This is a genomic window from Cupriavidus pauculus, assembly GCF_002858765.1.
GTDB lineage: Bacteria > Pseudomonadota > Gammaproteobacteria > Burkholderiales > Burkholderiaceae > Cupriavidus > Cupriavidus pauculus_B.
Genome location: NZ_PJRP01000001.1, coordinates 530,004 through 546,917, shown reverse-complemented (window position 1 = coordinate 546,917; position 16,914 = coordinate 530,004). Strand labels below are relative to the sequence as shown.

The 16,914-nt window shown below is 65.7% G+C and carries 21 protein-coding genes; 4 read left to right on the top strand and 17 right to left on the bottom strand.

Annotated features, from left to right (window positions below; genetic code table 11):
- Window positions 1-72 precede the first annotated feature (72 nt).
- The 4 genes from cyoE to CYJ10_RS02470 form a co-directional block, all read right to left on the bottom strand.
- Complete coding sequence (gene cyoE / locus CYJ10_RS02485) at window positions 73-999, bottom strand: heme o synthase (protein WP_374703223.1); 927 nt, start codon at window positions 997-999, stop codon at window positions 73-75.
- Window positions 1,000-1,007: 8 nt separating this feature from the next.
- Window positions 1,008-2,111: a COX15/CtaA family protein gene (locus tag CYJ10_RS02480; protein ID WP_101679970.1), complete on the bottom strand. Its 1,104-nt coding sequence runs from the start codon at window positions 2,109-2,111 to the stop codon at window positions 1,008-1,010.
- A 75-nt stretch (window positions 2,112-2,186) separates the two neighbouring features.
- Window positions 2,187-2,822: an SCO family protein gene (locus CYJ10_RS02475; protein ID WP_257992069.1), complete on the bottom strand. Its 636-nt coding sequence runs from the start codon at window positions 2,820-2,822 to the stop codon at window positions 2,187-2,189.
- A 47-nt stretch (window positions 2,823-2,869) separates the two neighbouring features.
- Window positions 2,870-3,589 (bottom strand): SURF1 family protein, encoded by a 720-nt coding sequence (locus CYJ10_RS02470; protein ID WP_101680387.1) that lies wholly within the window; start codon window positions 3,587-3,589, stop codon window positions 2,870-2,872.
- A 99-nt stretch (window positions 3,590-3,688) separates the two neighbouring features.
- Here CYJ10_RS02470 and CYJ10_RS02465 point away from each other — a divergent pair, with 99 nt between their 5' ends.
- Window positions 3,689-3,898 (top strand): twin transmembrane helix small protein, encoded by a 210-nt coding sequence (locus CYJ10_RS02465; protein ID WP_066739763.1) that lies wholly within the window; start codon window positions 3,689-3,691, stop codon window positions 3,896-3,898.
- 210 nt (window positions 3,899-4,108) lie between these two features.
- On the opposite strand, the gene CYJ10_RS02460 is transcribed toward CYJ10_RS02465, so the two are convergent.
- From CYJ10_RS02460 to CYJ10_RS02430, 8 genes are all read right to left on the bottom strand, one after another.
- Window positions 4,109-4,969 carry a cytochrome c oxidase subunit 3 gene (locus CYJ10_RS02460; RefSeq protein WP_101679969.1) on the bottom strand — a complete coding sequence of 287 codons (861 nt, stop codon included), beginning with the start codon at window positions 4,967-4,969 and terminating at the stop codon, window positions 4,109-4,111.
- Window positions 4,970-5,065: 96 nt separating this feature from the next.
- The gene (locus CYJ10_RS02455; RefSeq protein WP_101679968.1) at window positions 5,066-5,281 is read right to left on the bottom strand and encodes a DUF2970 domain-containing protein; all 216 of its coding nucleotides are present in this window, start codon (window positions 5,279-5,281) and stop codon (window positions 5,066-5,068) included.
- Window positions 5,282-5,293: 12 nt separating this feature from the next.
- Window positions 5,294-5,848: a cytochrome c oxidase assembly protein gene (locus CYJ10_RS02450; RefSeq protein WP_257993077.1), complete on the bottom strand. Its 555-nt coding sequence runs from the start codon at window positions 5,846-5,848 to the stop codon at window positions 5,294-5,296.
- Between the two features lie 82 nt (window positions 5,849-5,930).
- Window positions 5,931-6,077 carry a cytochrome oxidase small assembly protein gene (locus CYJ10_RS34405; RefSeq protein ID WP_219621413.1) on the bottom strand — a complete coding sequence of 49 codons (147 nt, stop codon included), beginning with the start codon at window positions 6,075-6,077 and terminating at the stop codon, window positions 5,931-5,933.
- Between the two features lie 100 nt (window positions 6,078-6,177).
- Window positions 6,178-7,809 (bottom strand): cytochrome c oxidase subunit I, encoded by a 1,632-nt coding sequence (gene ctaD, locus CYJ10_RS02445; RefSeq protein WP_066739775.1) that lies wholly within the window; start codon window positions 7,807-7,809, stop codon window positions 6,178-6,180.
- Window positions 7,810-7,851: 42 nt separating this feature from the next.
- Window positions 7,852-9,117, bottom strand: a complete 1,266-nt coding sequence (gene coxB / locus CYJ10_RS02440; RefSeq protein WP_101679966.1) for a cytochrome c oxidase subunit II — start codon at window positions 9,115-9,117, stop codon at window positions 7,852-7,854.
- On the bottom strand, window positions 9,114-9,695 hold the full coding sequence (locus CYJ10_RS02435) for a DUF2244 domain-containing protein (protein ID WP_101679965.1): 582 nt from the start codon (window positions 9,693-9,695) through the stop codon (window positions 9,114-9,116). Before CYJ10_RS02435 ends, coxB begins: the two co-directional genes overlap by 4 nt.
- Before the next feature lie 263 nt (window positions 9,696-9,958).
- On the bottom strand, window positions 9,959-10,915 hold the full coding sequence (locus tag CYJ10_RS02430; protein ID WP_374703212.1) for a methyltransferase domain-containing protein: 957 nt from the start codon (window positions 10,913-10,915) through the stop codon (window positions 9,959-9,961).
- A gap of 84 nt (window positions 10,916-10,999) precedes the next feature.
- On the opposite strand from CYJ10_RS02430, the gene CYJ10_RS02425 reads away from it, so the two are divergent.
- The gene (locus CYJ10_RS02425) at window positions 11,000-11,710 is read left to right on the top strand and encodes a ComF family protein (RefSeq protein WP_101679963.1); all 711 of its coding nucleotides are present in this window, start codon (window positions 11,000-11,002) and stop codon (window positions 11,708-11,710) included.
- A 51-nt stretch (window positions 11,711-11,761) separates the two neighbouring features.
- Complete coding sequence (trmL, locus tag CYJ10_RS02420) at window positions 11,762-12,232, top strand: tRNA (uridine(34)/cytosine(34)/5-carboxymethylaminomethyluridine(34)-2'-O)-methyltransferase TrmL (RefSeq protein ID WP_101679962.1); 471 nt, start codon at window positions 11,762-11,764, stop codon at window positions 12,230-12,232.
- Between the two features lie 30 nt (window positions 12,233-12,262).
- On the opposite strand, the gene CYJ10_RS02415 is transcribed toward trmL, so the two are convergent.
- From CYJ10_RS02415 to CYJ10_RS02395, 5 genes are all read right to left on the bottom strand, one after another.
- Window positions 12,263-13,246 (bottom strand): Bug family tripartite tricarboxylate transporter substrate binding protein, encoded by a 984-nt coding sequence (locus CYJ10_RS02415; protein WP_101679961.1) that lies wholly within the window; start codon window positions 13,244-13,246, stop codon window positions 12,263-12,265.
- A 5-nt stretch (window positions 13,247-13,251) separates the two neighbouring features.
- Complete coding sequence (locus CYJ10_RS02410) at window positions 13,252-14,277, bottom strand: NAD(P)H-dependent glycerol-3-phosphate dehydrogenase (RefSeq protein WP_101679960.1); 1,026 nt, start codon at window positions 14,275-14,277, stop codon at window positions 13,252-13,254.
- A gap of 130 nt (window positions 14,278-14,407) precedes the next feature.
- The gene (secB, locus tag CYJ10_RS02405) at window positions 14,408-14,926 is read right to left on the bottom strand and encodes a protein-export chaperone SecB (protein WP_066739790.1); all 519 of its coding nucleotides are present in this window, start codon (window positions 14,924-14,926) and stop codon (window positions 14,408-14,410) included.
- A 206-nt stretch (window positions 14,927-15,132) separates the two neighbouring features.
- Window positions 15,133-15,390, bottom strand: a complete 258-nt coding sequence (gene grxC, locus CYJ10_RS02400) for a glutaredoxin 3 (protein WP_066739793.1) — start codon at window positions 15,388-15,390, stop codon at window positions 15,133-15,135.
- Between the two features lie 85 nt (window positions 15,391-15,475).
- Window positions 15,476-15,889: a rhodanese-like domain-containing protein gene (locus CYJ10_RS02395; protein WP_101679959.1), complete on the bottom strand. Its 414-nt coding sequence runs from the start codon at window positions 15,887-15,889 to the stop codon at window positions 15,476-15,478.
- A gap of 144 nt (window positions 15,890-16,033) precedes the next feature.
- Between CYJ10_RS02395 and gpmA the strand changes: the two genes are divergently transcribed.
- Entirely contained in the window at window positions 16,034-16,780 is a 747-nt protein-coding gene (gene gpmA, locus CYJ10_RS02390; protein WP_101679958.1) for a 2,3-diphosphoglycerate-dependent phosphoglycerate mutase, read from the top strand.
- Window positions 16,781-16,914 lie beyond the last annotated feature (134 nt).

Below are 16,914 nucleotides of genomic sequence, written 5' to 3'. Positions count from 1 at the left end.
ATACGCCCGAAAGTATCGCCGATCACGCGGGCCGCGACCTCCGGGCGCGGCAAGATGCCGCAGGCAGACCGATCAGGCCTGCGGCACGAACTTGAAGTAGTGATCCACCAGCAGCGCCGCGAACAGCAGCGACAGGTACAGGATCGAGTAACGGAAGGTGCGCTGCGCGAGCTGGTCCGAGTAGTTGCGGAACAGCTTCCAGGCGTAGCCCAGGAACACCAGGCCCAGCGCCAGCGCGGCCACCAGGTAGATCACGCCGCTCATGCCGTAGACGAACGGCAGCAGCGTGGCCGCGATCATCACCAGCGTGTACAGCAGGATATGCAGCAGCGTGTAGCGCTCGCCGTGGGTGATCGGCAGCATCGGCAGGCCGGACTTGGCATAGTCGGCGCGGCGATACAGCGCCAGCGCCCAGAAGTGCGGCGGCGTCCACGTGAAAATGATCAGCACCAAGAACCAGGCCTCGGCCGGCACGGTACCCGCCACGGCGGCCCAGCCCAGCGCGGGAGGCATGGCGCCCGACAGCCCACCGATCACGATGTTCTGCGGCGTGGCCGGCTTCAGCAGGATCGTATAGACCACGGCGTAGCCCAGGAACGTGGCGAAGGTCAGCCACATCGTCAGGTCGTTGGCAAACACGTGCAGCAGCCACATGCCGGCCCCGCCCAGGATGGCCGAGAAGATCAGCGTCTGGGTGGTGGTGATCTCGCCGGTGGCCGACGGGCGCCAGGCCGTGCGACGCATCAGCGCATCGATCTTCTGTTCCACCAGGCAGTTGATGGCGAAGGCCGCGCCGGCCAGCAGCCAGATACCGGCGGCACCGCCGATCAGGACCGACCAGGGCACCATGCCCGGCGTGGCCAGGAACATGCCGATGACAGAGCAGAACACGGCCAGCTGCGTCACGCGCGGCTTGGTCAGTGCGGCGTATTGTCGGGCCAGGTGACGAATTCGGCCCACGGAAGAGTGGGAGTGGGTAGCGGTAACCACGGGGGGCATCTTGTCCTTCATGTGGCGCGCGCCGCAATTGCGGATTGGGCGGCGGCGCCTGCGGAGCGGGTCGCGAGGCCGATATTGTAGTTGAGACGGAGCAACAGCATCAGCAACAGGGCTGCTCCGCCGTTATGTGCCACCGCCGCCACCAGCGGCCAGTCGAACACGATATTGGACATCCCGGTGGCCAGTTGCAGCGCCAGCACGGCCAGCAGCCACTTGCCATGGCGCGCCAGCCCTTCCAGCCGGCGGGCCCGCAGGCCGAACCACGCCAGGTAGCCCAGCACCACGAACGCAAAGCCGCGATGCACCCAGTGGATGGCCACCAACGCGGCGTGCGGGATGTAGTCGCCGTCGGCCGTCATGCCCAGCTGGCGCCAGAGCGTGAAGCCATGGCGGAAGTCCATCTCGGGCACCAGTTGGCCGTTGCAGAGCGGGAAATCGGTACAGGCCAGCACCGCGTAGTTGGTGCTGACCCAGCCGCCCAGGAAGATCTGGATCACCAGCAGCACAATGGCCAGCAGCCCCGCCCAGCGCAGCGACGCAGCCTGCTGCGCCACCCCGTGCGGCCGGTCGTTGCGCGAACCCAGCCAGATCAGCGACGCCAGCAGCAGCATGGCCAGCATCAGGTGCGTGACCACGATGATCGGCTGCAGCTTCATGGTGACGGTAAGCATGCCAAAGGCGCCCTGCACGCAGACCAGCACGAACACCGCCGTGGCAAACCACGGCGACTGCTTCAGCTCGCGCCGCTTCACCCACGCCAGCACCATCAGCGAGATGATGAGCACACCCACCGCCATGGCGAAATAGCGATGGATCATCTCGATCCACGCCTTGACCAGCGTCACCGGGCCGCTCGGCAGCGCCGTTTCGGCGGCGCGGATCGGCTCCATCGCCGCGTGCGGGTTCGAGTGGCCGTAGCAACCCGGCCAGTCCGGGCAGCCCAGGCCAGAGTCGGTCAGCCGCGTGAAGCTGCCGAACATGATCAGGTCCAGCGTCAGGAACGCCGTGATCCACACGAGCTTGCGATATTTGTCACGGCTGCCGCGCACCATCACATAGGACAGTGGCAGCAGGGCGATCAGGATGCCGATGATGGCGAGCTGGAGCAGCATTTCGGTACAGCCGGTAATTCAAGAAAAAGACGATCAGGGTCGATCGGTCGGTGCGTCAGGGTGGTGCCAGGCGCGTCAGCCGATGCGCGAGTACTTGAGCAGCTTCTTCAGGTCGCTGCTCACCTTCTTCGGGTCGGGGTCCTTCGGCCAGCGCATCATCAGGTTGCCGAGCGGGTCGACCAGGAAAATCGTGTCCTCGGCGCGGCTGCCCTCCTGGGCCGGCAGCCATTGTGCGATGGTCGCCTGGTCCATGCGCAGGAAGCGCACGCCGGCATACGGTTCGTTGTAGGCGGCAGATAGCCGATCGTCCACTTTGCCGGCATCCTGGATCAGCCAGACCGGCACGATGCGCTCGCGGTCCTCGCCCTGCCCGGCGCGGATCTGGCGCATCGTGAACAGCTTGCGCGCGCAGGCGTCGTCACAGGCGGACGGATCGGTCATCAGCATCAGCCATTTGCCGCGCATCGACGCCAGCGGCACGGCCTCGCCACGCTCGTTCACCAGTTGCGCGGCAGGCATCGGGCGCTGCGGGTCCACCAGCGCGCCATAGTTGGTGCTCGCGCCCGTCGGCTTGATGACGTAGTAGGTGAAATACGAGAACAGCACCGGCGATGCGCAAACCAGCAGCAGCATCAGCATTTGCAGGCGGCCACGGCGCGTGCGGGCGTCGATGCGGGGGTCGGGCGTGGCCGAGGGGTCTTGCTGCGGCATGGAGGATGTCTGTACGTTCATCGTTCGATCAATCTGATCACTGTCGATCATTCGGTTGCGGTGGCCGGCCCGGCATCTCGCCGGGCGCGGCGCCAGCCCAGCACGACCACCAGCACCACGGTCAGCGCGGCCAGGCCGAACCACTGCGCAGCGTAGCCATAGTGACGGTCGGCGCCAAAATCGGCGGGCGCCCAGTCGCGCGCCAGACCATCCCCGGTGTCGGTCGACTGTTCCAGCACCACTGGCAGCAGTGGCGCACCGGTCTCACGCGCATACGCGGCAAGGTCGATATTCTGACGTATCTTGCGGCCGGCCTCCGCGGCGGGGTCCTGGCCAAGGCTGTACACGCGCGGCACGGCGGCCAGCGCGGTGCCTTCGACGGTGACCTCGCCCACCAGCGTCGGGAATGGCGCGATGCGCGTGCGGTCCTGCGCGTCGCGCGGCAGCCAGCCGCGCAGTACCAGCACCTGGCCACCATCGGCCAGCTTCAGCGGCGTCAGCACCAGAAAGCCGGCACGGCTGTCGGTGCCGTTGCCGTGCGGCCGGTTGTCCAGCAGCACGGTGCGGTCATTGTCGAAGCTGCCGCGTGCGCGCACGTGGCGGTCCACCAGCGGGGCGACGTCGGCCTGGCCGGCAGCCAGATCCACCGGCGGCTGGACGGCCAGCGCCGCGAGCCGGCCAGCGCGATCGGTCTTCTCGTGGGCACGGCCCAGTTGCCAGTTGCCCAGCGCGCAGGTCACCGCGATCACCGCCAGCGCGGCAATCATCGGCACCGCGCCCGGCGCGCGCCACCGCCTGCGGGTCGTCACGGGTTTCCTCCGGCGGCGGCGGTGCCATAATGGGCGCTTGCCGAAAAGAGCCCCCACATGCGCTTTGTCATCATCGTCGCCTTCATCCTGATCATCGGCAGCCTGTCATCCGCGCTGTTCTTCATGATGCGCGACCGTGGCCGCACACCCAACATGATGCGCTCGCTGATGCTGCGCGTCGGCTTCTCGATCGCCCTGTTCCTGTTCATCCTGTTCTCGCACTGGATGGGCTGGATCCAGAGTACCGGCATCCACATGTCACCATGAGCCGGGATACCAAACAAAAAGCGCCGCTGAGACAGACCTCACGCGGCGCTTTTTGTTTGTGGCTGGTGTTGCTCCCCTCTCCCGCCGCGCGGGAGAGCGGTTGGGGGAGAGGGCGGGCGTATCAGGATGCCACCGTCGCAACTTGCATCGCCGCGCCCTCTTCCCCGGCCCCTCTCCCACAAGCGGGCGAGGGGAGAAAACCACCCGTTCCTACAACCAGTACACAACCACGTACAGGCCCAGCCAGACCACGTCAACAAAGTGCCAGTACCAGGCCGCGCCTTCAAACGCGAAGTGGTGATCCGGCGTGAAATGGCCCTTCAGCACGCGACCCAGCACCACGGCCAGCATGATCGCGCCCATCGTCACGTGGAAGCCGTGAAAGCCGGTGAGCAGGAAGAACGTCGAACCATAGACACCCGACGTGAGCTTCAGGTTCAGCTCGTGGTAGGCGTGCATGTATTCGTAGACCTGCAGGCACATGAAGATCGCGCCCAGCAGGATGGTCAGCACCAGGCCCTGGATCAGCTGGTTGCGCTTGCCGGCCAGCAGCGCGTGGTGTGCCCAGGTCAGCGTCACGCCCGAGGTCAGCAGCAGCGCCGTGTTGATCGTCGGGATCGGCCAAGGACCCATGACCTGGAAGCTCTCCACGGTGCCCGCCGGGCCCGTGTTCGGCCACACGGCCGCGAAGTCCGGCCAGATGATCTTGTTGCTCAGGTCGCCCAGCCACGGCATGGCGATGGTGCGGGCGTAGAACAGCGCGCCGAAGAACGCCGCGAAGAACATCACCTCGGAGAAGATGAACCAGCCCATCGACCAGCGGAACGACGTGTCGATGTTCTTGCCGTACAGCCCGCCCTCCGATTCGCCGATGGCGTCGCCGAACCAGCTCTTGAGCACGAACAGGAACCACACCAGGCCGAAGCCGCACAGGTATGGCGCCCACGGCTGCCCGTTGACCCAACCGGCGGCTCCCGCGCCGGTCATCAGCAGGCCGAACGCCGCCGTGATCGGATGGCGCGACGGGCCCGGCACGAAGTAGTACGGGGCGTTTGCGCGATTCGCACTCATTCTTCTATCTCCAGCTCAAAGTCTCGATTCATGTTATCCGCCCGTCCGGCCCCGACATCTGGCCGGCGGCGTGCTCGCTTTGTATCTGCTGCCCTGCTATGCCTGGCTGACCACCACGCGCACGATGGCGATCAAAACCGCCACGAACACTGCCGCCGCAATCAGCCCGGCGATGATCACATGCACCGGGTTTAGGCGCGCCATGTCGGACTCGTGCTCCGACCCCTTACGCAGCCCGATGAACGACCACAACACCGCGCGCACCGTCTGTGCGAATGACGCCTTGCGATGCACCGGATCGTCCGTCGCCATGCCTTGCCCCTCTCAGCCGCCCTGCCGCGTTGCCGTCACACCGGCTTCCGGGGCCTGCGCCACCGGCGTGCCGATCTCGAAGAACGTGTACGACAGCGTGATGTTCTTCACATCCTTCGGCAGCTTCGGATCGATCACGAAGACCACCGGCATGTCGCGCGCCTCGTTCGCCTTGAGCGTCTGCTGCTTGAAGCAGAAGCACTCCACCTTCTTGAAATACTCCGTGGCCTGCTTGGGCGCGTAGCTCGGGATGGCCTGTGCCGAGATGTCGCGCGACTGGCCGTTGGCCACCTCGTACACGATCGTCGTCAGCTCGCCCGGATGCACCTCCATCGAGCGCTTCACGGGCCGGAATGCAAACGGGCCGCGCGCATTCGAGTCGAACTCCACGGTAATCGTGCGGGTCGTGTCGACCTGCGTGTTCTTCACCGCCGCCCCCGCGCCGTACAGGTCGCGCGTGGTCACCACGTTCAGGCCGGTGATGTCGCAGATCGCCTTGTACAGCGGCACCAGCGCGTAGCCAAAGCCGAACATCAGCGTCACCACCACCAGCAGCCGCTTCATCATGCCGCGGTTGAAACGCTTTTCGAGGGCTTTGTCCTGCGCGTCCACGACGTTGTCTCCGGCTTTTGCTTTCTTTCTTATCGGGTCAGCCGCCAAGAAACTTCATCTTGGCCACAAACCCCAGGAAAAAGACTGCCACGACCGACAACAGGATCCATCCCAGGCGCCGGTTGGCGGCTTTCTGGCTGGCTTGGCGTTCCACTTGCGACGGGCTTTTTGCTGAGGGCTGCATGATTCGGATCTCGCTGGCCGGACGCCCGTGGGCATCCGGCCGATTTGCACTACTTCGCACTACTTCGCGATATTTCGTAAAACTACGATCGTGCCTGCGCTTACTTCACCACCGGCGGTTCCTCGAAGGTGTGGAACGGGGCCGGCGACGGCACCGTCCACTCCAGGCCTTCGGCGCCATCCCAAGGCTTGTCGCCGGCGGCCTGGCCGCCACGGTACGACGGCAGCACCACGGCGAAGAAGAAGTACACCTGCATCAGGCCGAAGCCCAGCGCCCCCAGCGACGCCACGGCGTTGAAGTCCGTGAACTGGGTCGGGTAGTCGGCATAGCGGCGCGGCATGCCGGCCAGGCCCAGGAAGTGCATCGGGAAGAAGGTCACGTTGAAGAAGATCAGCGAGCCCCAGAAATGGATCTTGCCGCGCATCTCGTCGTACATGAACCCGCTCCACTTCGGACCCCAGTAGTAGAAGCCCGCGAACAGCGCGAACAGCGAGCCCGCCACCAGCACGTAGTGGAAGTGCGCCACGATGAAGTACGTGTCCTGCAGCTGGATGTCGATCGGGGCGACAGCCGGCATCAGGCCCGTGAAGCCGCCGATCGTGAACACGAAGATGAAGCCGATCGCGAACAGCATCGGGGTCTCGAACGTCATCGAGCCGCGCCACATCGTGGCAATCCAGTTGAAGATCTTCACGGCCGTTGGCACCGCGATCAGCATCGTCGCGTACATGAAGAACAGCTGGCCCGTCACCGGCATGCCCGTGGTGAACATGTGGTGGGCCCAGACGATGAACGACAGGATGGCGATCGACGCCGTCGCGTACACCATCGAGCTGTAGCCGAACAGGCGCTTGCGCGCGAAGGCCGGCACCACGTGCGAGACGATGCCGAACGCCGGCAAGATCATGATGTACACCTCGGGGTGCCCGAAGAACCAGAAGATGTGCTGGTACATCACCGGGTCACCGCCGCCGGCGGCCGAGAAGAAGCTCGTGCCGAAGTGGCGGTCGGTCAGCACCATCGTAATGGCGCCAGCCAGCACCGGCATCACGGCGATCAGCAGGTAGGCGGTAATCAGCCACGTCCAGCAGAACATCGGCATCTTCATCAGCGTCATGCCGGGGGCGCGCATGTTGAGGATGGTCACGATGATGTTGATCGAGCCCATGATCGACGACGCGCCCATGATGTGCATGGCGAAGATGGCCATGTCCATGCCCGGACCCATCTGCACCGACAGCGGCGCGTAGAGCGTCCAGCCCGCGGCGGTGGCGCCGCCCGGTGCGAAGAACGAGCCCACCAGCAGCAGCGCGGCCGGCGGCATCAGCCAGAAGCTGAAGTTGTTCATACGAGCGAACGCCATGTCCGATGCGCCGATCTGCAGCGGGATCATCCAGTTCGCGAAGCCCACGAACGCCGGCATGATCGCGCCGAACACCATGATCAGACCGTGCATCGTGGTGAACTGGTTGAACAGTTCGGGGCGGAAGAACTGCAGGCCCGGCTCGAACAGCTCCAGGCGGATCAGCAGCGCCAGCACGCCGCCCGACAGCAGCATCGTGAACGAAAACAGCAGGTACAGCGTGCCGATGTCCTTGTGGTTGGTCGCGAACAGCCAGCGGCGCCAGCCATGCGGATGATCGTGCGCGTGATCGTCATGGCCGTGACCATGATCGTGATCGTGCGCGTGGTCGTGCGGATGGCCCAGTGTCTCCGGGGTAGCGGTACTCATCGCAATGACTCCATCAATTCCTGAATGCGGGGCTGCCGCGGGTCAGCCTGCGACGCGGTTGCCCGCGAGGCTGGCCTGCTTGTCGTTGGTCGGCGTGGCGGCCTTCTTGGGGGCCGTATCGCCAGCTGCGGCCTGTGCGCCGCCGCCTTCCGGGAACTTGCCAGCACGGGCTTGCGAGAAGGCCGCCGGCTGAATCACTTCACCGGTCTTGTTGCTCCAGCTGTTGCGCGTGTACGTCATGACCGCGGCCAGTTCGGTATCCGAGAGCTGCTTCCACGACGGCATGCCGCCCTTGCCTTCCAGCAGAATGTGCATCTGGCCGGCCTTCGGGCCGTTGACGACCTTCGAGCCGTCCAGCGCCGGGAACGCGCCCGCGCCCTTGCCGGTCGGCTGGTGGCAGACCGCGCAGTTCGCCGCGTAGACCTTCTCGCCGCGCACCTTGATCTCGTCGAGCGTCCAGGTCTTGTTGGGATCGTCGGCGGCCGCGGCCATCAGCTTCTTCTTGTCGTCGACCCATTTGGCGTATTCGCCATCGGACACCACGCGCACCACGATCGGCATGAACGCGTGTTCCTTGCCGCACAGCTCGGCGCACTGGCCACGGTAGACGCCGGTCTTCTCGGCGCGGAACCACGTGTCGCGCACGAAGCCCGGGATCGCATCCTGCTTGACGCCGAACGCCGGGATCATCCAGGCGTGGATCACGTCATTGGCGGTCGTGACGATGCGGATCTTCTTGTTGACGGGCACTACCAGCTCGTTGTCCACCTCCATCAGGTAGGTGTTCGACTTTTCCTGCTGGTTGTTGATCTGCTCGCGCGGCGTCGTCAGCGTGGACACGAACGAGATGCCCTCGCCCTGGCCCTTGAGGTAGTCGTACCCCCATTTCCACTGGTAGCCGGTGGCCTTGATCGTGATGTCGGAGTTCGTGGTGTCCTTCATCGCCACCACGGTCTTGGTCGCCGGCAGCGCCATGGCGATCACGATCAGGAACGGCACGATGGTCCAGACCACTTCCACAGTGATGCTCTCGTGGAACGAGGCCGCCTTCGCGCCCTTGCTCTTCCGGTGCTTGAAGATGGAATAGAACATCACGCCGAACACGGCGATGAAGATCACCGTGCACATGATCAGCATCATCCAGTTCAGCCAGTGAATCTGTTCGGCGATCTTTGTAACGGGTTCGGCCAGGTTCAGCTGTCGGACGGCGGGGCCGCCCGGCATGTCACTGACCGCGGAGGCCGCCTGGCTGACAAGCAGGGACGTGCCTGCAAGACATGCTGCGGATGCCTTCTTCCACATTTTCATTGTTTATCTACCCAATTTACAGATTCAAATCTGTCCCCGCCCTGCCCCGCACCGCGTCCGGTCTGGACGCCATGCAGGGCCGCCGCGAGCTCCTGCGCGAACTTGCGCCGCCGGTGCGGGTCCAGATACGACCCCACCCGCACGGAGCGCTTGCCCGACCGCAGAATCACGAGCGCCCGGAACGATTCACCCAGTTCAATCCGCACCCACTGTGGATTGAATACTTCCCGCGTGACCCGACTGGCGCTGGCTGTCTCCACGACCAGCATGCCGTCGGTCACACTCACGCGTTCATGATCCGTCGCATGGCGCGCATACGCCAGCAGGGCAATCCCCAGCCCGGTCAGTTCCAGGCCAGCAAACGGCAGCACGAGCCAGGCCCCATGCCACACGGCCAGAAACGCCGCGATGGCAATGGAAAAACATGCGATGGAGAGGTAGAACCAGCCGACCTGGCGCGGAGAGAGCGAACAATTCCGCTTCATCAGCCAGTCGTTGTCCGGCAAGGGGGTGCGTCCGTCGAGATTTCCGCCGGAGTCACCTACTGCCGTCTGGAATGCGATACCCAAGTCTTGCATCGCCAACCACTCCGCATCGGATGCACGCCCGGGACGAAATCCGTCCCTGGAGCGCACGTGCGGAGTGCCTTCCAGGAACGTTCTTGTGCCAGGGGACCACTGCGACAAACCGGCCCATTATATGGCGCTTCGCATACTCGAACAACATAGGATTTGACCGAAGTGCTTGCCATCCGCACAAATTTGTGCATGAGCTTTTTGGCCCCGATAGGCAACACAAACGATAGGCGCCGATTGTCGGGCAACCGTCGTGCTGGCGCGCTTCAGCGGCGCGTTGGGGCGCGGCCGATCCTGTCGACGGGGATGATCGCACGGCCCTGATCGTCGGTTGCCTGTTTGCCACGGGCCGGGATTTTCCATGCATGGCCATAGACAATCTCGAACGTCAGCGGGATCACGCCATCCTGATTGCGCATGCGATGCAGGGCGGCAATCACGGCGCGATGCCACCGGCGTCCGTGCAGCCCGACCGGGCCCGGACGGCGCATGCCGCCGAAGGCGCGCACTTCGTCCAGCAGCTTTTCGGGCGATTCGTAGGTGACGGTCAGCGTCTCCATGTCCATCACGGGCGTGGACCAGCCGCTATGCACAAGCATGTCGCCAATGTCGTGCATGTCGACGAAGCGCAGCGTGTGGGCGTCCAGGTCCACCTCGGCGAACGCGGTGCGCAGTTCCTTCAGGGTGTCGGGGCCAAACAACGAGAACATGACGAGCCCGTCGTCGGCGGTGACCCGATGCCACTCCGGAAACACGCGGTGTGGCTCGGGATGCCAGTGCAGCGCCAGGTTCGACCACAGCAGGTCGAAGCTGGCGGCGCCAAAGGGCAGTGTGGCAAGATCGCCCTGCACAAGGTCGAACATCGGACGCTTGCCCAGCAGGCGCCCCACCCAGCCGGGCCGGCGCTGTGGATCACGCCCGGCGGCCTGCTGCAGCATCGCGCCGGAGATATCGATCCCGGCAATCTGCGCATCGGGAAACCGGGCGCGCAAACCCGCCAGACCCTGGCCATGGCCGCAGCCGATATCGAGCGCGCGGCCCGGCGACAGCTTGACCACTTCCATCCGCTCTTGCATGCGTTGGCCTATCTCGCCAAGCAGGAAATCGAGCTGGCCGAAGCGCGGGCTACGGCGATCGAAGGCAAGCCGGGTCAGCCGCGCGGGCGGCAACCAGGCATCTGGGGAGTCGGAGGCATGCAGGGGCACGGACAGACGAGGCAGCAAGGGTCGAATCGGCAGGTGCGGCAAAGTGTCGCACCATCGGAAACCGCACAGGGCGGGCCGCCGGAAGTATACGCGCCGGGGCTCATGCGTGCCCGAAGGGTCTTTGCCGGGCACGCCGCGCACCTGTGGCGCGCGCTACTGCCATCGGCTTGCCTGGTCTGCGCGACCCTGCAGCGCGATGCGGTCTGCACCGCGTGCGCCGACGTGTTGCAGCGGCCCACGGCCCGCTGCCCGCGCTGCGCCACGCCGGGCAGCCATGGGTATTGCGGGCGGTGCGCCGATGAGGATCCGCTCGATGCCACGCTGACGCTCGGCGACTACGCCGCGCCGTTCGACAAACTGGTCCTGCAGCTCAAGTTCGGCGCCCGGCTACCCGCTGCTGGATGGATCGCCACGGGCCTTGCCATGGTGGCGCGTACCCGCCTGACGCCGGGCGATGTTCCCGACCTGCTGGTGCCGATCCCGCTGTCACCGTCTCGCCTAGCAGAACGTGGCTTCAACCAGGCATGGGAAATCGCACGGCCGCTGGCGCGTCACCTGGGCGTCCGCGCTTCGGCCACGCTACTGTCGCGCCAGCGCGACACGGTCAGTCAGCGCACGCTGGACCTGGCCGCCCGACTGGCCAATCCGCGACACGCGTTCGCGGTCGGCAACGACGCCTTGCCGCACGGGCTGCACATCGGCCTGATCGACGACGTCATGACCACCGGCGCCACGCTGCGCGAGGCCGCCCGCGTGCTGAAAGCGCACGGGGCCGGCCGGGTCACCGCGCTGGATGCGCTGCGCACACCGTGACACAACGGGGCGCTCACGGTAAGCTGCGCTCCGGTTTTTTGATGCCATCCCATGTTCAACGTCGTCCTTGTCGAACCCGAAATCCCGCCGAACACCGGCAATGTGATCCGCCTGTGCGCCAATACGGGCGCGCAGCTGCATCTGGTCAAACCGCTGGGATTTCCGCTGGAAGACGCGCGCATGCGGCGCGCGGGGCTGGACTATCACGAGTACGCGACGATGCGCGTCCACGAAAGCTGGGACGCGCTGATGGCGGCCGAACAGCCCGACCCGACTCGCATGTTCGCGCTGACCACGCATGGCTCCACGCCATTCGGCCAGGTCAGCTTCCAGCCGGGCGACTGGTTCGTGTTCGGATCCGAGACGCGCGGACTGGCGCCTGAACGCCGCGAATGGTTTCCGGCCGCACAGCGCATCCGCCTGCCGATGCGGCCCAACAATCGCAGCCTCAACCTGTCGAACACGGTGGCCGTGGTCGTGTTCGAGGCCTGGCGGCAGAACGGATTCGCGGGCGGCGCCTGAAGCTTTCTCGGCTTCCGGGCCGGCCCGGCGTCAATCCTCGGGCTGCACGTTAGCCGCGCGGATCACCTTGTCCCAGCGCGCCTTCTCGCTGACCATCGTCTGCCGCAGCGATGCCGGCGCCGTACCGGCCGGCACGAAATACTGCGCGCGCATCTTGTCGCGCACGTCGTCGCTGCCGATGATCCCGACCAGTTCGCGATAGAGCCTGTCCACGATCGGCGCGGGCGTGCCGGCCGGCGCCAGGATCGCCTGCCACGAGATCGCCTCGAAACCGGGATAGCCCGACTCCGCCACCGTCGGCACCGACGGCAGTACACCGGTGCGCCCCGACGACGTCACCGCCAGCAGCCGCAGCTTGCCGGCCGTCACCAGCGGCATGGCAATCGCCGGCACCATGAAGCCCGCCTGCACCTGACCGCCAACCATCGCCGTCGTGATCTGCGGAAAGCCCGCATAGGGCACGTGCTGCATGTCGATGCCGGCCATGGCCTTGAGCTGCTCCATCGCCAGGTGCGCCGCGCTGCCGTTACCCACCGATCCATAATTCAGCACGCCCGGCCTCGACTTCGCCAGCGCCACGAAATCGCGCAGGGTATGCACCGGCAGGCGAGCATCGACGACCAGCACGTTGGGCGACGTGGCCACCAGCGTCACCGGCGCCAGCTGCTTCATCGGGTCATAGCTCAAATGGCGATACAGCGACGGCGCCGTCACCAGCGGGCCGTTGATCGTGAACAACAGCGTGTAGCCATCGGGCGCGGCCTTGGCCACCAGCCCCGTGCCGATATTGCCACCCGCGCCGGGCCGGTTCTCGACCACCACGGGCTGGCCCAGCACCCCCGCCAGTTTTTCGGTGACGATGCGGGCGATCAGGTCCGGCGACGATCCAGCCGGAAACGGCACGATCATGCGGATCGGCTTGGCGGGCCAGGTGTCGGCAATGGCGATGCGGGGCATCGCGCCGGCGGCTGCGCACGCAGCCAGCGCCTCCAGGGCGCGGCGTCGGGAGACCATGATGACTATTCGTCGCGGGCGTCGCGCTGGAGCAGGCGGTCCACGGCATCGGCCGCAGGCAAGCCCTCGAACAGCACCGCGCACACCGCACGCGTGATCGGCATCTCGACACCCTTGCGCGCGGCCAGGTCGGCCACCGCCTGCGCGCATCGCACGCCTTCGGCCACGTGGCCAAGATCATGCAGGATCTGTTCGAGCGTCTTGCCGCTGGCCAGTTGCTGACCCACCTTGCGGTTGCGCGACAGGTCGCCCGTGGAGGTCAGGATCAGGTCGCCCATGCCCGCCAGGCCCATGAAGGTTTCCATGCGGCCGCCCAGCGCCAGGCCCAGGCGCGTCATTTCGGCCAGGCCCCGCGTCACCAGCGCGGCGCGCGCATTGAGGCCCAGCCCCAGACCGTCGCTGGCGCCCGTGGCAATCGCCAGCACGTTCTTGACCGCACCGCCGACCTCGACGCCGATCAGGTCGTCGCTGCCATAGATGCGCATCGCGTGATGGTGGAACGCCGCCTGGGCCAGGTCCGTCAGCGCGTGTGTGGAACCGGCCACGGTCAGGGCGCAGGGCAGCCCCTGCGCCACTTCCTTGGCAAAGCTCGGCCCGGTCAGCACGCCATACTCGATCTCGCCGGGCGCCACGCCCAGCGCGTCGAGTTCCTCGCGCACCATCTGGTGCGGCAGCGCGTGGGTATCGGCCTCGAAGCCCTTGCACAGCCACAGCATGGCCAGCGGCCCGTTGCGCCGCGCCGCCAGCCTGCGCGTCATCTCGCGCAAGCCCGATACCGGCGTGGCCACGACCAGCAGGCCCTGTGCGTCAGCCAGCGCATGGTCGACGGCACGGTCGAAGTCGGCTTCGCAGGTCAGCCGGGGCGACAGCGTCACGCCAGCCAGATAGGTGGCGTTAGTGCCTGTCGCGGCGATGTCGGCCAGCTGGTCCGCATCGCGCCCCCAGAGCACCACGTCGTGGCGGGTATCGGCGGCAGCGTGGCTGGCCAGTGCGGTGCCCCATGCACCAGCGCCCAGGATGGTCAGTTTCATGGCAGGTCGAGGATCGGGCCGCACGGTTGCGCGGTCATGCAGACAGTATGGATGTCACGGGACCGTGAGCCATCAGAAAGCGAAACGGGGCCGAAGCCCCGTTTTTCGTCTAATCCGGCCTTGGCGCGGATCAGTGGCGAGCCTGGCTGCCGTCCGGCAGCACGATGCCCGAGTCGCCGCCCTGGGCTTGCGCTTCTTCCATGGCAGCCTGCAGGCGTTGCTCATACAGCGCCTGGAAGTTGATTTCCGACAGGTGGATGGCCTGGAAGCCGGCACGCGTGATCACGTCGGCAATGTTGCCGCGCAGGTACGGGTACAGGATGGTCGGGCAGGCGATGCCCAGCAGCGGGTCCAGCTGCTCGGCCGGCACGTTGCGGATGTCGAAGATACCGGCTTGGTGGGCTTCCACCAGGAACGCCACCTTGTCCTGCACCTTGGTCGTCACGGTGCCCGTCACCACCACTTCAAAAATGCCTTCCTGCAGCTGGGCAGCGCCCACGTTGACCTGCACTTCCACCGACGGGGCTTCCGATTCGAGGAAGATGGCCGGCGAATTCGGCTGCTCGAGCGACATGTCCTTCAGGTACACGCGCTGGATGTTGAAGAAGGGCTGGTCGTCCTGCTGGGTGGCTTGTTGCTGGTCGCTCATGAAAGGCTTCCGGATGGATCGGTTTGGGCGCGCTGCGCCATGCGCAGCCGGGGGCCGAAGCCCCGGCGGCTGTTTGGAAACCGCATATGGTACATGACGCCGATGGCGAATTCACCGTGCCACGGCATTATCAGATTTGTCGCTTGATCTGCTGCACCGCAGCGAAGCCGGCGCGCGGGGCGCCCGGATGTCAGCGTCTGGCCGGCTCAGGCGGCCAGCAGCGGTACCAGGCCACCCTGGCGATCCAGCGCCGACAGGTCGTCGAAGCCGCCCACATGGGTCTCGTCGATATAGATCTGCGGCACGGTGCGACGGCCCGTACGAGTCATCATTTCCTCGCGCCTGCCTGGCTCACGGTCGATCAGGATCTTTTCGATCGTTTCCACGCCACGCTGCTTGAGCAGGCGCTCGGCCATCTGGCAATAGGGGCACACTACCGTGCTGTACATGACGACGCGGGCCATGCGGAATCTCCTTGACTGAAAAAACAACGGCGCGGACCGCCCAGGGCAGTACCGCGCCGCGTGCTGCATGTTGAATGGGGCTGACTTACTTGATGACCGGCAGACCGGCCTGCTGCCAGGCAGCCATGCCGCCTTCCAGCGCATACACCTCACTGTAACCGGCTTCCCTGAGCGCCGCTTGGGCCTTGCTCGAGCGCTGGCCGTTCTGGCACACCACGATGATGGGGACCGCCTTGTCCTTTGCAAGGCCGGCCGCGCGGTTGCCAATGTCGGCAAGTGGCGCACTCTTGGCCTGGGGCAGGTGACCCTTGGCAAATTCGGCGGCGTCGCGGATGTCTACCACCACCGCATTGCGCTTGTTGATCAGCTGCGTGGCAGCAGCCGTGTTGACGCGCTTGCCGCCCGTGCCGGCCTTGATTTGCGGCCAGGCCAGCAGGCCGCCCGAGACCACGGCGATCGCGATCAGGGCCAGGTTGTTGTAATCGGCGAAGAAATTCACGTTGGCATTCCGTTGGGTTGGGTCGGCGGCATTATAAAATACGCGGTTTCGCGCCAGCGCCGTTTATTTCGGGTGGCGCCTGCCACGCCCGGGCGTGACGCGGGCGCCGCGCGCCGCAGGTTACTTACTACCCTGGAAGCTGCAATGTACAAGCTCGTCCTCATCCGCCACGGCGAATCCACGTGGAATCTCGAAAACCGCTTCACCGGCTGGGTTGACGTCGACCTGACCGATACGGGCGTGGCCCAGGCCAAACAGGGCGGCCAGCTGCTCAAGGAAGCCGGCTTCACGTTCGATGTGGCCTACACGTCGGTGCTCAAGCGCGCCATCCGCACCCTCTGGCACGTCCAGGACGAAATGGACCTGATGTGGATTCCGGTACGCAACGAATGGCGGCTGAACGAACGCCACTACGGCGCCCTGGCCGGCCTGAACAAGGCGGAAACGGCCAAGAAGTACGGCGACGATCAGGTGCTCGTGTGGCGCCGCAGCTACGACACCCCGCCGCCCGCCCTGGAGCCGACCGACGAGCGCGCCTCGTACAACGACCCGCGCTACGCCAATGTGCCGCGCGAGCAGGTGCCGCTGACCGAATGCCTGAAGGATACGGTCGCCCGCGTCATGCCGCTATGGAACGAATCCATTGCTCCCGACATCAAATCCGGCAAGCGCGTCGTGATTGCCGCCCACGGCAACAGCATTCGCGCGCTCGTGAAGTATCTGGATCAGATTTCGGATGACGATATCGTCGGCCTCAACATCCCCAACGGCACCCCGCTCGTCTACGAGCTGGACGCCGACCTGCGCCCCCTGCGCCACTATTACCTGGGCGACCAGGAGGCGATTGCCGCTTCGCTGGCCGCCGTGGCCAACCAGGGCAAGTCCCGCTGACCACCACCGCCGGTGCGCCCATGCGCCGGCCCGGGCGGCATCCGGGTAGGCGCGCCACGGCCTTGTGTGGCCGCCCCCACCATGGGGTAATGGCCCGCAGGTCTTTTTCTGCGCACCCTCTTATACTGTCGGTC